This window comes from Klebsiella sp. C283 (genome assembly GCF_048822555.1).
GTDB classification, from domain to species: domain Bacteria; phylum Pseudomonadota; class Gammaproteobacteria; order Enterobacterales; family Enterobacteriaceae; genus Klebsiella; species Klebsiella quasipneumoniae.
Genome location: NZ_JBMEZS010000003.1, coordinates 470,193 through 485,901, shown reverse-complemented (window position 1 = coordinate 485,901; position 15,709 = coordinate 470,193). Strand labels below are relative to the sequence as shown.

The window sequence follows — 15,709 nt, the reverse complement described above, 5'->3', positions numbered from 1 at the left end:
GATGGCCAGCTACGACCTCGTTGAACGTCTGAATGATACCTTTCGCCAGATCGAACTGGAGCTGCAGGCGCTGCGCCAGGCGTTAGCGGCCTGCCGGCTGCTGGCGGGCCGGGTGTTTGAGCTGCCGGCGATCAGTAAGGATGCCGAGCACGACCCGCTGGCGAACATTACGGTCGTCCAGCACACCGGCGAGGCGGCGCTGGATCTCGCCCTGCGCCACTACGGCCATCTGTTTATCCAGCAGCAGTCGGAAACCCGCAGCAGCAAAGCCGCCGTCCGCCTGCCGGGCGCTATCTGTCTACAGGTCTCCGCCGCGGAACAGCAGGCGCTGCTGGCGCGCATTCAGCAGATTAACGCCCTGAAGGCCACCTTCGAGAAAATCGTCACTGTCGACGCTGGCCTGCCCCCCACCGCCCGCTTTGAGTGGGTGCATCGCCATCTGCCTGGATTAATTACCCTCAGCGCCTATCGCACGCTAACGCCCCTCCTCGACCCGAGCACTATCCGCTTCGGCTGGGCCAATAAGCACGTAATCAAAAATCTGACCCGCGACCAGGTGTTGATGATGCTGGAAAAAAGCCTGCAATCGCCGCGGGCGGTGCCGCCCTGGACCCGCGAGCAGTGGCAGAGCAAACTGGAAAGGGAGTATCAGGATATCGCCGCCCTGCCGCAGCGGGCGCGGCTGAAAATCAAACGGCCGGTGAAAGTGCAGCCGATTGCCCGCGTCTGGTATACCAGCGAGCAGAAGCAGGTGCAGTACGCCTGCCCCAGCCCGCTGATCGCCCTGATGTCCGGTAGCCAGGGGGTCAGCGTGCCGGATATTGGGGAATTGCTCAACTACGACGCCGACAATGTGCAATACCGCTACAAACCGGAGGCGCAGGCGCTGAGATTACTGATCCCTCGTCTGCACCTCTGGCTGGCTAGCGAGTAGCCAGGCTGCCGACCATCTGCTCCGGGCGCACCCAGCTATCGAATTCGGCTTCCGTCAGGTAGCCCAGCGCCAGCGCCGAAGCCTTCAGGGTCAGCCCCTCATGGTGCGCTTTTTTGGCGATCTCCGCCGCTTTATCATAGCCGATATGGGTATTCAGCGCGGTCACCAGCATCAGCGACTCGTTGAGCAGCTGGGTGATCCGCTCACGATTCGGCTCAATCCCCACCGCACAGTGCTCGTTAAAGCTCGTCATGCCGTCCGCCAGCAGACGCACCGACTGCAGGAAGTTGTGAATGACCATCGGCCGATAGACGTTGAGCTCAAAGTTACCCGAGGCGCCGCCGATATTCACCGCCACGTCGTTACCCATCACCTGGCAGCAGACCATGGTCAGGGCCTCGCACTGCGTCGGGTTGACCTTACCGGGCATAATCGATGACCCAGGCTCGTTTTCCGGGATGGCGATTTCGCCAATCCCGCAGCGCGGCCCGGAGGCCAGCCAGCGGACATCGTTAGCGATTTTCATCAGCGAGGCCGCCAGACCTTTCAGCGCGCCGTGGGCATGGACCAGGGCATCGACAGTGGCCAGCGCTTCGAATTTATTCGGCGCGGTGACAAACGACTGTCCGCTGAGCGAGGCCAGCTCGGCCGCCACCCGCACGGCATATTCCGGATGCGTATTCAGCCCGGTCCCCACCGCCGTCCCGCCCAGCGCCAGCTCGGCAAGGTGCGGCTGGCTGGCTTCAAGATGCTTCAGGCTATGGTCCAGCATCGCCACCCAGCCGGAGATTTCCTGGCCTAAGGTGAGCGGCGTGGCGTCCTGCAGATGGGTGCGACCGATCTTCACGATATCCCTGAAGGCCACCGCTTTTTCGTTGAGCGTGGCCCGCAGCGCCTGCAGCGACGGGAGCAACTTTTCCCGCAGGGCGACCAGCGCCGCGACGTGCATGGCGGTGGGGAACACATCGTTCGAGCTCTGGCTTTTATTGACATCGTCATTGGGGTGGATTTTTCGCGCCATCCCCCGCTCCCCGCCGAGCAGTTCACTGGCGCGGTTAGCCAGCACCTCGTTCATATTCATATTGCTCTGGGTGCCGGAACCGGTCTGCCAGATAGCCAGCGGGAACTCCTGGGGATGTTTTCCGGCCAGCACTTCGTCAGCGGCGGCGACGATCGCCCCGGCTTTCTCCGCCGTCAGCAGGCCAAGATCCTGATTGACCTTCGCCGCCGCCCGCTTGGTCAGCGCGAGGGCATATATCAGTTCCCCGGGCATTTTTTCGGTCGAGATGCGGAAATGCTCCAGCGAACGCTGGGTCTGGGCGCCCCAGAGTTTATCGGCCGGGACGTCGATGGCGCCCATCGAGTCTTTTTCACTGCGATGCGTTGTCATTACTTTCTCCTTGGATGAAAAGTGCGTCATAGCGACAAAGCTCACCTGCTTAAAAGAGTAAGTATTGGCCAGATTGATAAGTTGTTTTGGTGGTTCGTGCCGCAAAGCGGCATAAAAAAGCCGCCCCGAAGGGCGGCCCGGACGGCTGACAACGTGCCATCTTCAGCGATTGCCCGGCGGCGCTGCGCTGGCGCGGGCCGACAGGGAATGGCATACCCGGTTGATAGTGCTGTTTTCGTAGGCCGGGCAAGGCGAAAGCCGCCACCCGGCAGAAGGCGCGCACGATAACGAAAACAGGTTTGTCATCGGCCAGAGCCGCCCCGAAGGGCGGCCAGGTTTATTTCACGCAGCGGGCGCACTGCGACGTCTGGATCTGCTGGAAGAAGTCGTTGCCTTTATCATCGACGAGGATAAACGCCGGGAAGTCTTCCACTTCGATTTTCCAGATCGCCTCCATCCCCAGTTCCGGATACGCCACGCACTCCAGGCTGCGGATGCTCTGCTGAGCCAGTACCGCCGCCGGGCCGCCGATGCTGCCGAGGTAGAAACCGCCGTGCTTGTGGCAGGCGTCGGTGACCTGCTGGCTGCGGTTGCCTTTCGCCAGCATGATCTTACTCGCGCCGTGAGACTGCAGCAGATCGACGTAAGAGTCCATGCGGCCTGCGGTGGTCGGGCCGAGGGAGCCGGAGGCGTAACCGTCCGGCGTCTTGGCCGGGCCGGCGTAGTAGATCGGGTGATCTTTCACGTACTGCGGCAGTTCCTCGCCGTTATCGATAAGCTCTTTCAGCTTGGCGTGGGCGATGTCGCGGGCGACGATAATGGTGCCGCTCAGCGACAGACGGGTGGAGACCGGGTACTGCGACAGCAGCGCCAGGATCTCGCTCATCGGCTGGTTAAGGTTCACCTTCACCGCTTCGCCTTCGCCGGCCTGGCGCAGATGCTCAGGGATATATTTCCCCGGATTGCTCTCCAGCTTCTCGATCCAGATGCCGTCGCGGTTGATTTTGGCTTTGATGTTGCGGTCGGCGGAACAGGAAACCCCCATCCCTACCGGACAGGAGGCGCCGTGGCGCGGCAGGCGGATCACCCGGATATCGTGGGCGAAGTATTTGCCGCCGAACTGCGCGCCGAGGCCGAGATTTTGCGCCTCCACCAGCAGCTCCTGCTCCAGCTGAATGTCGCGGAACGCCTGGCCATGCTCATTACCTTCGGTCGGCAGACCGTCGTAGTATTTGGTGGACGCCAGCTTGACGGTCTTCAGCGTCGCTTCCGCCGAGGTACCGCCGATGACAAAGGCGATGTGGTACGGCGGGCAGGCAGCGGTACCAAGGGTACGCATCTTCTCCACCAGATAGTTTTTCAGCTTCGCCGGGGTGATCAGCGCTTTGGTTTCCTGGTAGAGATAGGTTTTGTTCGCCGAGCCGCCGCCTTTGGCGATACAGAGGAATTTGTACTCATCGCCATCGGTAGCATAGAGGTCGATCTGCGCCGGCAGGTTGGTGCCGGTGTTGACCTCTTTATACATATCCAGCGGGGCGTTCTGCGAATAACGCAGGTTGTCCTGGATGTAGGTGTTGTATACCCCCTGCGCCAGCGCGGCTTCGTCGCCGCCGCCGGTCCAGACGCGCTGGCCTTTTTTACCCATGATGATGGCGGTGCCAGTATCCTGGCAGGTGGGCAGAATGCCTTTGGCGGCGATATCGGAGTTGCGCAGGAACTGCAGGGCGACGTATTTGTCGTTTTCGCTGGCTTCCGGGTCGTTAAGGATATCCGCTACCTGCTGCTGATGGGCCGGGCGAAGCATAAAAGAGGCGTCGTGGAAGGCATGTTGCGCCAGAAGGGTCAGCGCCTGAGGGTCAACTTTTAGCACTTCCTGGCCGGCAAATTCGGCGACGGAGACGTAATCACTGCTGAGGAGATAATACTCGGTGTCATCCTTTTTGAGGGGAAAAGGATCCTGGTAAACAAACGGTTTATTCGACATTGTACTCTCACTTACTGCTTTGGCTGATTATGTTTCAGGCAGGGACTCCATGTGCCTGTAGAAAAGCGAGTCGATCAATTTTACACAAATTTTTAACAAAAACTGAGACAGGGACGACTTTTTCTTTCAGCAGTTGCTTCTCCAGCGTTTGCTGGTTTAATAGGGCGATAAATTTTACTTTGATTGAAACAGGGATTGAGAATGCAAAAGCTGATTAACGCCGTGCAGAACTATGCATGGGGAAGCCACACCGCCTTAACTGAACTGTATGGCATCGCCAACCCGGACAACCTGCCGATGGCAGAGCTGTGGATGGGGGCGCATCCGAAGAGCAGCTCGCAGATCCTGGCGGCAGACGGCCAGCCGCGTTCGCTTCGCGAAGTGATTGATGCGGACAAAGCCGCCCTGCTCGGCGACAAAGTGGCGCAGCGCTTCGGTGAACTGCCGTTCCTGTTTAAAGTGCTGTGCGCCGCGCAGCCCCTCTCCATTCAGGTCCATCCTAACAAGCAGGCCTCCGAAGAGGGTTTCGCCCGCGAGAACGCCGCCGGCATCCCCCTCTCCGCCGCCGAACGTAACTACAAAGATCCGAACCACAAGCCGGAGCTGGTCTTCGCCCTGACCCCGTTCCTGGCGATGAACGCGTTTCGCGAGTTCAGCGAGATTGTCAGCCTGCTGCAGCCGGTGGCTAACGCGCACCCGGCGATCGGCGCCTTCCTGCAGCAGCCGGACGCGGCTCGCCTGAGCCAGCTGTTTGCCAGTCTGCTGAATATGCAGGGCGAGGAAAAAGCGCAGGCGCTGCAGGCGCTCCGCGAGGTGCTGGACCGCGAACAGGGCGAACCGTGGCAGACCATCCGCCTGATCGCCGAATTTTATCCCGACGACAGCGGACTTTTCTCCCCGCTGCTGCTGAACGTGGTGAAGCTGAATCCGGGCGAAGCGATGTTCCTGTTTGCCGAAACGCCGCACGCGTATCTGCAGGGGGTGGCGCTGGAGGTGATGGCCAACTCGGATAACGTGCTGCGCGCCGGCCTGACGCCGAAGTACATTGATATCCCTGAGCTGGTGGCCAACGTCAAGTTCGAGGCCAAACCGGCGGGTGAGCTGCTGACCCAGCCGCAGCGGCACGGCGCGGAGCTGGACTTCCCGATCCCGGTGGAAGATTTTGCCTTCTCGCTGCACGATCTCTCCGCCGAAGCCAGCGATCTGGCCCAGGCGAGCGCGGCGATCGTTTTCTGCGTCGACGGCGAAGCCCTGCTGCGCAAAGGCGACCAGAGCCTGACCCTCAAACCGGGCGAATCGGCCTTTGTGGCCGCCAATGAGTCGCCGGTGCAGGTCAGCGGCCATGGCCGCGTGGCGCGCGTGTTCAATAAGCTCCAGTAAACGACAGACCTTTCAGGTCGCGCTTACTGATTATGACAACTCAGCCAGGCGGTCTCTCCGCCTGGCTTCATTTATGGACAAATGCTATGAAAAAATCGCTGGTCGCAGCAGGAATCATCGTGGCGCTGGGCGTGGTATGGACAGGCGGCGCCTGGTACACCGGCAAACAGCTGGAAGGCCGGATTGCCGATATGGTGCAGCAGGCTAACGCGCAGTTACGCAGCAGCGCGCCTGAGTCAGGTCTGGAGCTGAGCTATCAGGACTACCAGCGCGGGCTGTTCAGCAGCCATCTGCAGCTGGTGGTGAAGCCGATCGCCGGTCAGGCTAACGGCTGGCTGGCCGCCGGGCAGAGCGTGGTGCTTGACGAGGTGGTCGATCACGGCCCCTTCCCGCTGGCCTCGTTAAAAACCTTTAATCTGGCCCCGGCGATGGCCTCGGTCCACACCACGCTGGTGAAAAACGACGCCAGCCAGGCGCTGTTCGAAATAGCCAAAGGCAATACCCCCTTTACCGTCGATACGCGCATCGCCTACAGCGGCGACAGCCAGTCGGCGATCGTCCTCAATGCCCTCGACTACGCCAAAGGGGATGAGAAAGTCACCTTCAGCGGCGGCGAGTTCCAGCTCGACGCCGACCGCGACGGCAAAAACATCAGCCTGAAGGGCCAGGCCGGCAGCGGCCAGATCGATGCTCTCAACGAATATAACCAGAAGGTGCAGCTGCGCTTCGTCAACCTGACCACCGACGGCGCCACCGAGCTGGCCAGCTTCAACGAGCGTATCGGCCAGCAAAAAATGACCCTCGATAAACTGGCCATCAGCGTCGAAGGCAAAGAGCTTGCGCTGGTTGAAGGCATGGCGCTGGACGGCGGCTCCACGCTGACCAAGGACGGCAAAGGCGTGAACAGCCAGGCGAACTACACCGTCAACAGCCTGAAGCTGCAGGGTCAGGATATGGGTAGCGGCAAACTGACGCTGAAAGTGGATAACGTCGACGGTCAGGCGTGGCACCAGTTCAGCCAGCAGTACAGCGCGCAGTCTCAGGCGCTGCTGGCGAAACCAGAGCTGGCGCAGAACCCGGAGCTGTATCAGCAGGCGCTTACCGAAACCCTGTTCAATGCGCTGCCGATCCTGCTTAAGGGCAATCCGTCGGTGACTATCTCACCGCTGAGCTGGCGCAATGCCAAAGGCGAAAGCAGCCTCAACCTCTCGGTGCTGCTGAAAGATCCGGCCCAGGTGACCGCCCCGCCGCAGACCCTGGCGGACAGCCTGGATCGCGTGGTGCAGTCCCTTGACGGCAAAGTGGTGATCCCGGTGGATATGGCGACGGAGTTTATGACTAAGATCGCCGGCCTGGAAGGCTACCAGCCAGCCGACGCCGCCAAACTCGCCGATCAGCAGGTCAAAGGCCTGGCGGCGATGGGCCAGATGTTCCGCATCACCACCATGGAAGATAACGCCATCAGCAGCAGCCTGCAGTACGCGAACGGCCAGGTGACGCTGAACGGCCAGAAAATGCCGCTGGAGGATTTTGCCGCGATGTTTGGTCTCGAAGCGCCTTCGTTACCGGACAGCGCGCCGCAGGAGGGCCAGCCGCAGCAGGATGACGCCGCGCCTCAGCAGGACGACGCCGCCCCGCAGCCGTAACTTATCGGCTCAGGAGACGGCCACCGCGCGCCGTCTCCGTCATTTTCTCGTCACCAGCCGCGGGGGCATGATCTGATTTCGCGTCTCGCCCGCACCCTCCTCCAGCCGCCGCAGCATCGACTCCGCCAGCGCTTTTCCCATCTCGCGCGCCGGGGTGGTGACCCAGGTGAGCGGCAGGTCGTCAAGCGCGGCCTCAGGCACATCGGCGAACGCCGCCAGCGCCACCCGCTGCTCGAAGTAGCTGTCGACGCCATCTTCCCCACTCTGCCTTCCGGCGCGCAGCAGACCGAACCACGCGCCGGTCGCCGGGCAGAAGGTGGCGATTATGCCGGGGTATACCTATGGTCCCGAAGGCAATGGCTTTCTGCGCCTCAATGTCGGCTAGCTGGAGCGCGGTGTCGCTGGGCTGATAGCCGCCCTGCGCAGCCTTATCTGATGCGCCGGCAAAGTGAATTATCTGGTCGTCAAACCCTATCCTGCCTGCCAGATGGCTGGCAGGATGATCGAGGCTTTTCCCTCGGCGCAGGCAAACCCTGTAGCGGCCATGAATGACTCTCGCGCCCGGCTGATGTCGGCATTATTAAAATAATTTTGATATTCCTCAAAACTTTTTTAGGCAGGAAGCGGTATTAATTTGGCCGCTTAATCATTGCTTACACTGGTTTATTGAGGAGGAGAGCATGAAAACCTATGACCGTAATCGTAACGCTATTGCCACCGGCAGCATGGTCATGATCGCCGGTAACGGTACGACGGGCGTGATTAAAGCGATCCATGGCGAGGGGAAAACCGCCGAGCAGCTGCGTCGGGCGGACTGCGTGGAAATCGACGGCTGCGAGGGCCGCTTCTGTCCGTTAGATCTGATCCGTCTCGGTTTCCATTAATCCCTGCCGCCAGGGCAACATGAGCAGGCCACCCAGGGTGGCCTCTCTTTACCGGCCTGATACAGGCGCTTAGCGAAAGCTCCACTGAATACTCATCACAAAGATCGCCGGGAGAATAATCCCGCCCTCGACGCCGAAATAATCGGTAAAGTTATACTGCAGACCATGATAGATATAGGGCGAAAAACCGACGCCGGTGATTTTTTTGGCGGTGCGGTAGGTACCTGAGTCGCCGCAGTGGCTGAAAGCGTCAAAGAAAAATTCTCCGGTATAGGCATACACCCCTTTCAGCAGCCAGCCGGTGTCGTTTTTCAGCCAGTCGCGGCGCACGCCGAGGGTCAGACAGCGATCGTCGAAGCTGTTTTTCATGGTGCCGACCAGCGCGCTGTATTTTGAAACCGCTGAAAACTTGCGCTCCACCGAGAAAAAGTTGTTGTTGAAATGCTCGTTATATTGTCCGTGGTTGCCGGTCATGTGATAAACATAGGAACCGGTATTCATCGAATAGAGATTTAATTCCCCGGCCTGCGCCGACGGCATGGCAACCAACAGCAGCCCGGATAACACAAGCCATAATTTATTCAACATTCAGTAACCTACGCCACACCCGTAAAAAAAGAACCCGGCATACTATCACCGCTAAGCTAAACCAAAGGGCAATCAGATAAACCGGCGCTCGTCGCGGCAGGCAAACATGACGCTATATGCACTATAGCAGTCGCCCTCTCGCCTGGTGAGCGCCAGCGGCTATACTGCAGACACATTCATCTCATCGATTAAGGACTGCTGTGTTAGCCACTCTCCTCGTTGCGCTGGTCGCTATTATTCATCTCGCCATCCTGGTGCTGGAGATGTTTTTCTGGGAAGCGCCCGCCGGGCGCCGGGCCTTTAACCTCAGCGCCGATTTCGCCCGGGAAACCCGGGTGCTGGCGGCCAACCAGGGGTTGTATAACGGTTTCCTGGCCGCCGGCCTGGCGTGGGGGCTGTGGCTGGGGGAGTCCGGCGAGCCGGTGGTGATCTTTTTCCTCGCCTGCGTGCTGGCCGCCGGGATATTCGGCGCGCTGACCGCCAGCCGCAAAATTCTCTATATTCAGGCGCTGCCCGCGCTGCTGGCGCTGCTGGCGGTGCTGACGCAGGGGTAGGGCCTTGATCTAAAACAGAGAAAGCTGGCGGTAAGGCGGATACTATGTGCCCCCTTCGGTCGGTCATCGACCTTTAATACCTTCTGAGTTCAGAGGCATTTTTATGACATGGCAATCCTTCAAACAGGCCTGGCTTATCCGGTTCTGGTCCCCCGTCCCGGCGGTCATCGCCGCGGGCATTCTCTCAACCTACTATTTTGGCATCACCGGCACCTTCTGGGCGGTGACCGGCGAATTTACCCGCTGGGGTGGCCAGCTGCTGCAGCTGCTGGGGGTCCACAGCGAACAGTGGGGCTATTATCAGCTGATCCATCTCGACGGGACGCCGCTGACCCGCATCGACGGCAGGATGATCATCGGCATGTTCGGCGGCTGCCTGGCGGCGGCGCTGTGGGCCAATAACGTCAAATTGCGCTTGCCACGCAGCCGGATCCGCATTGTGCAGGCCGTAGCCGGGGGTATCATCGCCGGGTTCGGCGCGCGGCTGGCGATGGGCTGCAACCTGGCGGCCTTTTTCACCGGCATTCCGCAGTTCTCCCTGCACGCCTGGCTGTTTGCCATCGCCACCGCCATCGGCTCCTGGTTTGGCGCTCGCTTCACCCTGCTGCCTCTTTTTCGCATACCGGTAAAAATGCAAAAGGTATCCGCTGCTTCGCCGTTAACCCAAAAACCGCAGCAGGCGCGCCGCCGTTTCCGCCTGGGCATGGTGATCTTTTTCGCCATGATCGGCTGGGGCCTGCTCACCGCCGCAGACCACCCTGCGCTCGGCCTGGCGATGCTGTTCGGCATCGGCTTCGGTCTGCTTATCGAGCGCGCGCAGATCTGCTTCACCTCCGCTTTTCGCGATATGTGGATCACCGGCCGGACGGTGATGGCGAAGGCGATAATCTTCGGCATGGCGGCGAGCGCCATCGGCATCTTCAGCTATGTGCAACTGGGGATGGCGCCGAAAATCATGTGGGCCGGTCCTAACGCGGCGATTGGCGGGCTGCTGTTTGGCTTTGGCATCGTGCTGGCCGGCGGCTGTGAAACCGGCTGGATGTACCGGGCGGTGGAAGGCCAGGTTCACTACTGGTGGGTGGGGCTGGGCAACGTTATCGGCTCCACGCTGCTCGCCTGGTGCTGGGACGATATCGCCGCCCCGCTCGCCACCCACTGGCAAAAGGTCAACCTGCTGAACGCTTTTGGTCCCTTCGGCGGACTGCTGGCGACCTATCTGCTGCTGCTGATCGCCCTGCTGCTGGTGATCGCCTGGGAGAGACATTTTTTCCGCCGCCAGTCGGCAGCGGTCCGGACCGTGAAGGAGAGCGCATGAAGAACATCATCCCTGATTATCGCCTGGACATGGTCGGCGAGCCCTGCCCCTATCCGGCGGTCGCCACCCTGGAGGCGATGCCCTCCCTGCAAAAAGGGGAGATCCTCGAAGTGATTAGCGACTGTCCGCAGTCGATCAATAACATTCCGCTTGATGCCAGGAACCATGGCTATACGGTGCTGGATATTCAGCAGGATGGCCCGACCATTCGCTATCTGATCCAGAAGTAACCCCGTTTCCCCGCCGGCGACCTTCATCGCCGGCACGGGTTTCCCCGTCTCCCGTCACGCCATTTCCTCACCACCAGAGGGGCCGTGCAGGCAAACGATTGCAATACATTGTAACACTTGAAACGATGTTCCAGTTATCCAATAACCCTTAATATAACGCGCCTATATTATTAAAATACGAATAAGTGACTTCGTGAATGGTTTCTGCCGCTACCGGCCAAAGCCGCACACCGCAACACAATAAGGATAGAAATGGAACTGCTGGCCAGGCTGGGTCATTTTTTTGAGCAAGTGCGTTCAGATGCCGATTTTGCCACCTTCGCCAGTGAACTGCGTCGGCATCAGGTCTCGTGTTATATCTACTTTGTCTCTACCGGCAATATGAATTTTGTGATGGCCAACGACGAGGTGATCACGATAAAAAGCGCCCGCGGCCTGCTGCGCGTGCGCAGCGCCCCCAGCCATCGGCTGACCTCGGCCGCGGTCATCCGCCATTTTGCCGGCGCCATCAACTTTGAACAGTACTGCAGGGATCTCGCCAGCGCCGGGGTGTTTAAGTGGAGCGTAGACCTGGACGAGGAGACTCGCCACTACTGGTCGAAGGAAAACAGGCTGCTGTACAAAGAGAGCCTGATTCCCCCCTGAGCGGGTCCCAGGGGGAAGCCTGGCCTGAGGGGCCAGCCCTTAATCGCGGGTCTGCACCCAGAAGGCGTGGATCAGGCCTGGAATATAGCCCAGCAGGGTCAGAATAATGTTGAGAATAAACGCCCAGCCGAAACCTTTCCCCAGCAGTACTCCCAGCGGCGGCAGAATGATAGTAAAAACGATTCTCCAGAATCCCATAAGCTCTCCCTTTATCTAACGGCAATATTTTACTAAGTTATTCAATAGTTAAGCATAGACGCTTTTCACCGCTTCGCCAGCAGGCGGCCCCCTCATCTCCGGTAACAAAAATTATTCCCTGCCGTCACGGATAAAAAAGCCCGCCAAAACATCCACTTTTCTGGCTCATGCTGCGGGCCCGGCAGCGAACCGCACAGATTGTCAGTTGACCTGGCTGCGAGTCAGGACTAAGCCTGGAGGAGTTTTATCACATCGAGTCGTTTTACCAACCGGAGAATATCCATGAGTAAACTTGGGATTAATGGTTTTGGTCGTATCGGACGTCTGGTGTTACGCCGTTTATTAGAAGTCGACAGCAGCCTCGAGGTGGTGGCTATCAACGACCTCACCTCGCCAAAAGTACTGGCCTACCTGCTAAAGCATGATTCAAACTACGGCCCCTTCCCGTGGAGCGTCGACTTCACAGAAGATGCGCTGATCGTCAACGGTAAGACCATCACCGTGTATGCCGAAAAAGAGGCGCAGCATATCCCGTGGCAGGCGGCGGGCGCGGAAGTGATTGTGGAGTGTACCGGGTTCTACACCTCGGCAGAGAAATCGCAGGCCCATCTCCAGGCCGGCGCGCGCAAGGTGCTGATTTCCGCCCCCGCCGGCGAGATGAAAACCATCGTCTATAACGTCAACGATGACACCCTGACGCCGGATGACACCATCATCTCCGTCGCCTCCTGCACCACCAACTGCCTGGCGCCGATGGCCAAAGTCCTGCAGGATGCCTTCGGCATCACCGTAGGCACCATGACCACTATCCACGCCTATACCGGCACCCAGTCGCTGGTGGACGGGCCGCGCGGTAAAGATCTGCGCGCCTCCAGGGCGGCGGCGGAAAACGTCATCCCGCACACTACCGGCGCGGCCAAGGCTATCGGCCTGGTGATCCCCGCCCTGAGCGGGAAGCTGAAAGGCCATGCCCAGCGCGTACCGACCAAAACCGGCTCAGTGACGGAGCTGGTGTCGGTGCTGGAGAAAAAAGTGACTGCGGATGAGGTCAATCAGGCGATGAAGCAGGCGGCAGAGGGCAATGAATCCTTTGGCTACACCGAAGAAGAGATTGTCTCTTCCGATATCATCGGCAGCCATTTCGGTTCAATCTACGATGCCACCCAGCTGGAGATTGTGGAGGCCGGCGGCGTACAGCTGGTGAAAACCGTCGCCTGGTACGATAACGAATATGGCTTTGTCACCCAGCTGATCCGCGTGCTGGAGAAATTTGCCCGCTAAGTGAACGGCGGACAGCCTGCGCTGCCCGCCGATTCTGCATTGAGCGCCTCAGGCCTGCAGATAGACCACCTGAGTCTGCAGGTACTCATTCAGGCCATGGCGGCCATCTGCGCCGCCGATCCCCGATTTACGCCAGCCGGCGTGGAATCCCTGCATCGCCTCAAAGTTCTCGCGGTTGATATAGGTTTCGCCGAATTTCAGCCCCTTAATCGCCTTCATCGCCACATTAAGATCGCGGGTATAGATCGAGGAGGTCAGGCCATAATCGCTGTCATTGGCCATCGCCAGCGCTTCATCGAGCGTCGAAAACGCCACCACCGGCAGCACCGGCCCGAAGGTTTCCTCATGGATAATATCCATCTCCTGACGCACATCCAGCAGCAGGGTCGGCGGATAAAAATAGCCTTTCCCCTGCTGCGGCTGACCGCCCAGCGCGACCCGCGCCCCCTGCGCCACCGCCTTTGCCACTTTGCGCGCCACTTGATCCCGCGCGGCGGCGTTAATCAGCGGCCCCATGGCGATGTCATCCCGCGCCGCCGGGTCGCCAAACTGCACGGCCTTCATCGCCTCGCCGAGGCGGTTGACGAAGCGGTCGTAAATCCCCTGCTGAACATAGACCCGCTCGACGCAGTTGCACACCTGCCCGGTGTTGATCACCCGCGAGTCCACCACCGCCTTCACCGCCAGCTCCAGATCCGCATCGTCCATGACGATGGCCGGCGCTTTACCGCCGAGCTCGAGGCACACTTTGGTGATATTTTTCGCCGCGGCGGCCATGATTTTCTCCCCCGCCGCTACGCTGCCGGTCATGCTGACCATCGCTACCTTCGGATTGCCGGCCAGCTCCTGGCCGACGGTTTCCCCACGGCCGAGCACCAGGTTAAAGACCCCTTTCGGCAGCCCAACCTGGTGGACGATCTCGGCGAAAGCGATGGCGTTATTGGGCGTGAATTCGCTGGGCTTAATGACGATAGTGTTGCCGGTGATCAGCGCCGGCGCCAGCTTGCGGGCGATAAGAAAGAACGGGAAGTTCCACGGCAGGATCCCGGTGGTCACCCCCAGCGCGCGTTTGAAGACGAGGATATTCTCCCCGGGACGGTCGCTCTGCACGATCTCCCCTTCATAACGCCGCGCCCATTCGGCCATGTAGTCGAGATAGTCGGCGGTAAACGCAACCTCCACCGCCGCCAGCTGTTGGATCTTGCCCCCTTCAGCGACGATCAGCCCGGCGATGTCGTCGGCACGCTGACGAATGCCAGCGGCAATTTTGCGCAGCCAGCCCGCGCGCTCAATGGCCGGCAGCGCCTCCCAGTCCGGCTGGGCGCGCTCTGCGGCGTCAATCGCCAGCCGCGCCTCTTCCGCGGTCCCGTCCGGGATCCGCGACAGCAGCGCTTCAGTCGCCGGGTTAAGCACGTCGATCCAGCCGTCGCCGCGACCGGTAACGAACTGGCCATCAATATACATTGGGTGTTGAACGGGTGCTGTCATGGCTGCTCCTGTGGTGCATTTGTATTTAACAAGTGATTTTTTTGTTAAATATCGGGCGGATAAGCCGTGGCTTCGCAGCACGTTGGCGCATTTCTGTGAGCTGATTCATAAAACCGGGCCAAAAATGGCCGGTTGAGGTTACATTTCAATAACACAAATTGCCCGTTTGCGATAAATCTGCCGCAAACGGGCATTTTTCAGCCGAGGATGCGGGCCTGCAGCGCCCCGGCAAGCCGGTCATCCTCCCGCAGCTGTCGCCAGGCGTCGAGGATCGCCGGCGGGAAGGTCACGTGGCTGATAAAGTCTTTCCCCCGCGGACCGTACCCTTCAGGGGAATCCTGCAGGCGCGGCAGCTCGCCCAGCAGCAGCGCGAGGTAGCGGGTCACCGGCCACAGCCCCGCCCCGCCGCCCGCAAACCCCAGCTGGCCGTCGGTCTGCTCCAGCACCGGCGAGCAGCCGGGAAAGCTCAGCCACTGCGGCGGCGTCGTCTCCCCCTGCCAGACGCGGGCGAAGGTGGCCATCGTCCGCCGCTGCATGGTGGGGTCCTGAATGACGATCCCGCGACGATGGGGGATCCCCCGGCTCTCCAGCATTGTGCGGGTAAAGCGCGCGTTTTCCCCGCAGTTGGTCGACCGATCCTCCACCACCAGCCGCGGGCGAGGAATGTGCCAGAAATCATGCGCAATATCCGCCAGAATATGCGCTTCCGGGCGGCCCTCCACCGCGAGCGAACGGTAGCGGGGATCCTCGCGCACCGCCTCATACAGAAAACCGGTGGAGTGTCCTACGCCGCCGCTGATCAGCAGCGGAACCTCCTGCTCCGCCGCCAGCCGGCAGGCGGCGTCGATGGTGGGGATCACGGCATTGCCAGCCAGCACCACCACATCCACTGCCGGCGGCGCGGTCAGCGTCGCCAGATCGTTCTGCGCCAGCCAGCCGCCAGTCAGGTTAGCCGCCGCCAGCGTCGTCGCCGACAGCGGGGGAAATTGTTCTGCCATTCTGATCTCCTTAATCACCTCTCAGCCGCGCAGAGAGGATAGTCCGGCCATCATAAACGCCGCCTGCCGGGGCGCAAAGCGACGTCGATTTGTAACCATTTTGAAATAACAAGAAACATCTAAAAACACGCAGGTTGCACCTGAATAACTGACCATGAAAATAACAAAAAACAGCAAAAACAGGTGGAAAATAA

Annotated in this window: 16 protein-coding genes and 2 pseudogenes; 11 read left to right on the top strand and 7 right to left on the bottom strand. The window is 60.0% G+C overall.

Going from position 1 to position 15,709, the window contains the following annotated elements; all coding sequences use genetic code 11:
• Window position 1: 1 nt before the first annotated feature.
• Window positions 2-934 (top strand): DNA replication terminus site-binding protein, encoded by a 933-nt coding sequence (tus, locus tag ACOI7Z_RS08045; RefSeq protein ID WP_087849870.1) that lies wholly within the window; start codon window positions 2-4, stop codon window positions 932-934.
• Here tus and fumC read toward each other — a convergent pair.
• Window positions 924-2,324: a class II fumarate hydratase gene (gene fumC / locus ACOI7Z_RS08040; RefSeq protein WP_087849869.1), complete on the bottom strand. Its 1,401-nt coding sequence runs from the start codon at window positions 2,322-2,324 to the stop codon at window positions 924-926. The two genes, tus and fumC, sit on opposite strands and share 11 nt — an antisense overlap.
• Window positions 2,325-2,661: 337 nt before the next feature.
• Complete coding sequence (fumA, locus tag ACOI7Z_RS08035; protein ID WP_023289495.1) at window positions 2,662-4,308, bottom strand: class I fumarate hydratase FumA; 1,647 nt, start codon at window positions 4,306-4,308, stop codon at window positions 2,662-2,664.
• 201 nt (window positions 4,309-4,509) lie between these two features.
• Here fumA and manA point away from each other — a divergent pair, with 201 nt between their 5' ends.
• Together manA and ACOI7Z_RS08025 are read left to right on the top strand one after the other, a co-directional pair.
• Window positions 4,510-5,688: a mannose-6-phosphate isomerase gene (gene manA / locus ACOI7Z_RS08030; protein WP_023289494.1), complete on the top strand. Its 1,179-nt coding sequence runs from the start codon at window positions 4,510-4,512 to the stop codon at window positions 5,686-5,688.
• Between the two features lie 86 nt (window positions 5,689-5,774).
• Window positions 5,775-7,334 carry a YdgA family protein gene (locus ACOI7Z_RS08025; protein WP_065882257.1) on the top strand — a complete coding sequence of 520 codons (1,560 nt, stop codon included), beginning with the start codon at window positions 5,775-5,777 and terminating at the stop codon, window positions 7,332-7,334.
• Window positions 7,335-7,373: 39 nt separating this feature from the next.
• Here ACOI7Z_RS08025 and ACOI7Z_RS08020 read toward each other — a convergent pair.
• A pseudogene (locus ACOI7Z_RS08020) lies at window positions 7,374-7,643 on the bottom strand (substrate-binding domain-containing protein); the annotation flags it as partial.
• Between ACOI7Z_RS08020 and ACOI7Z_RS08015 the strand changes: the two are divergent.
• Window positions 7,630-7,719: pseudogene (locus ACOI7Z_RS08015) on the top strand (hypothetical protein); the annotation flags it as partial. The pseudogenes ACOI7Z_RS08020 and ACOI7Z_RS08015 sit on opposite strands and share 14 nt — an antisense overlap.
• A 295-nt stretch (window positions 7,720-8,014) precedes the next feature.
• On the top strand, window positions 8,015-8,218 hold the full coding sequence (gene ydfZ / locus ACOI7Z_RS08010) for a putative selenium delivery protein YdfZ (RefSeq protein ID WP_004151566.1): 204 nt from the start codon (window positions 8,015-8,017) through the stop codon (window positions 8,216-8,218).
• A 69-nt stretch (window positions 8,219-8,287) separates the two neighbouring features.
• Here the strand turns inward: ydfZ and ACOI7Z_RS08005 are convergent, their stop codons facing one another.
• The gene (locus tag ACOI7Z_RS08005) at window positions 8,288-8,767 is read right to left on the bottom strand and encodes a hypothetical protein (protein WP_170927874.1); all 480 of its coding nucleotides are present in this window, start codon (window positions 8,765-8,767) and stop codon (window positions 8,288-8,290) included.
• A 239-nt stretch (window positions 8,768-9,006) separates the two neighbouring features.
• Here ACOI7Z_RS08005 and ACOI7Z_RS08000 point away from each other — a divergent pair, with 239 nt between their 5' ends.
• The 4 genes from ACOI7Z_RS08000 to ACOI7Z_RS07985 all read left to right on the top strand — a co-directional run bounded on the left by ACOI7Z_RS08000 (window position 9,007) and on the right by ACOI7Z_RS07985 (window position 11,550).
• Window positions 9,007-9,360, top strand: coding sequence for a DUF1304 domain-containing protein (locus ACOI7Z_RS08000; RefSeq protein ID WP_048297423.1), 354 nt, complete (start codon window positions 9,007-9,009; stop codon window positions 9,358-9,360).
• Window positions 9,361-9,463: 103 nt separating this feature from the next.
• Window positions 9,464-10,675, top strand: coding sequence for a selenium metabolism membrane protein YedE/FdhT (gene yedE, locus ACOI7Z_RS07995; RefSeq protein WP_048294706.1), 1,212 nt, complete (start codon window positions 9,464-9,466; stop codon window positions 10,673-10,675).
• On the top strand, window positions 10,672-10,905 hold the full coding sequence (gene yedF / locus ACOI7Z_RS07990; RefSeq protein ID WP_004204092.1) for a sulfurtransferase-like selenium metabolism protein YedF: 234 nt from the start codon (window positions 10,672-10,674) through the stop codon (window positions 10,903-10,905). The genes yedE and yedF overlap by 4 nt, the downstream gene beginning before the upstream one ends.
• 252 nt (window positions 10,906-11,157) lie before the next feature.
• Window positions 11,158-11,550 carry a DUF1398 domain-containing protein gene (locus ACOI7Z_RS07985; protein ID WP_023289488.1) on the top strand — a complete coding sequence of 131 codons (393 nt, stop codon included), beginning with the start codon at window positions 11,158-11,160 and terminating at the stop codon, window positions 11,548-11,550.
• 39 nt (window positions 11,551-11,589) lie between these two features.
• Here the strand turns inward: ACOI7Z_RS07985 and ACOI7Z_RS07980 are convergent, their stop codons facing one another.
• Window positions 11,590-11,748: a YqaE/Pmp3 family membrane protein gene (locus ACOI7Z_RS07980; protein ID WP_002903230.1), complete on the bottom strand. Its 159-nt coding sequence runs from the start codon at window positions 11,746-11,748 to the stop codon at window positions 11,590-11,592.
• Window positions 11,749-12,030: 282 nt separating this feature from the next.
• Between ACOI7Z_RS07980 and gap the strand changes: the two genes are divergently transcribed.
• Entirely contained in the window at window positions 12,031-13,029 is a 999-nt protein-coding gene (gene gap / locus ACOI7Z_RS07975) for a type I glyceraldehyde-3-phosphate dehydrogenase (protein WP_016160929.1), read from the top strand.
• A 48-nt stretch (window positions 13,030-13,077) separates the two neighbouring features.
• Here gap and aldA read toward each other — a convergent pair whose 3' ends face one another.
• Window positions 13,078-14,517, bottom strand: a complete 1,440-nt coding sequence (gene aldA / locus ACOI7Z_RS07970; RefSeq protein WP_087849867.1) for an aldehyde dehydrogenase — start codon at window positions 14,515-14,517, stop codon at window positions 13,078-13,080.
• On the opposite strand from aldA, the gene ACOI7Z_RS07965 reads away from it, so the two are divergent.
• Window positions 14,516-14,653 (top strand): hypothetical protein, encoded by a 138-nt coding sequence (locus tag ACOI7Z_RS07965; protein ID WP_048334914.1) that lies wholly within the window; start codon window positions 14,516-14,518, stop codon window positions 14,651-14,653. The genes aldA and ACOI7Z_RS07965 overlap by 2 nt on opposite strands.
• Before the next feature lie 61 nt (window positions 14,654-14,714).
• Here the strand turns inward: ACOI7Z_RS07965 and ACOI7Z_RS07960 are convergent, their stop codons facing one another.
• On the bottom strand, window positions 14,715-15,515 hold the full coding sequence (locus ACOI7Z_RS07960; protein ID WP_087849866.1) for a YdcF family protein: 801 nt from the start codon (window positions 15,513-15,515) through the stop codon (window positions 14,715-14,717).
• Window positions 15,516-15,709 lie beyond the last annotated feature (194 nt).

Excerpts from the sequence above, each read along its gene's own strand:
- tus (WP_087849870.1), top strand. The coding sequence starts at position 2 with ATGGCCAGCTACGACCTCGTTGAACGTCTGAATGATACCTTTCGCCAG.
- fumC (WP_087849869.1), bottom strand. The coding sequence starts at position 2,324 with ATGACAACGCATCGCAGTGAAAAAGACTCGATGGGCGCCATCGACGTC.
- fumA (WP_023289495.1), bottom strand. The coding sequence starts at position 4,308 with ATGTCGAATAAACCGTTTGTTTACCAGGATCCTTTTCCCCTCAAAAAG.
- manA (WP_023289494.1), top strand. The coding sequence starts at position 4,510 with ATGCAAAAGCTGATTAACGCCGTGCAGAACTATGCATGGGGAAGCCAC.
- ACOI7Z_RS08025 (WP_065882257.1), top strand. The coding sequence starts at position 5,775 with ATGAAAAAATCGCTGGTCGCAGCAGGAATCATCGTGGCGCTGGGCGTG.
- ydfZ (WP_004151566.1), top strand. The coding sequence starts at position 8,015 with ATGAAAACCTATGACCGTAATCGTAACGCTATTGCCACCGGCAGCATG.
- yedE (WP_048294706.1), top strand. The coding sequence starts at position 9,464 with ATGACATGGCAATCCTTCAAACAGGCCTGGCTTATCCGGTTCTGGTCC.
- yedF (WP_004204092.1), top strand. The coding sequence starts at position 10,672 with ATGAAGAACATCATCCCTGATTATCGCCTGGACATGGTCGGCGAGCCC.
- ACOI7Z_RS07985 (WP_023289488.1), top strand. The coding sequence starts at position 11,158 with ATGGAACTGCTGGCCAGGCTGGGTCATTTTTTTGAGCAAGTGCGTTCA.
- ACOI7Z_RS07980 (WP_002903230.1), bottom strand. The coding sequence starts at position 11,748 with ATGGGATTCTGGAGAATCGTTTTTACTATCATTCTGCCGCCGCTGGGA.
- gap (WP_016160929.1), top strand. The coding sequence starts at position 12,031 with ATGAGTAAACTTGGGATTAATGGTTTTGGTCGTATCGGACGTCTGGTG.
- ACOI7Z_RS07965 (WP_048334914.1), top strand. The coding sequence starts at position 14,516 with ATGGCTGCTCCTGTGGTGCATTTGTATTTAACAAGTGATTTTTTTGTT.
- aldA (WP_087849867.1), bottom strand. The coding sequence starts at position 14,517 with ATGACAGCACCCGTTCAACACCCAATGTATATTGATGGCCAGTTCGTT.
- ACOI7Z_RS07960 (WP_087849866.1), bottom strand. The coding sequence starts at position 15,515 with ATGGCAGAACAATTTCCCCCGCTGTCGGCGACGACGCTGGCGGCGGCT.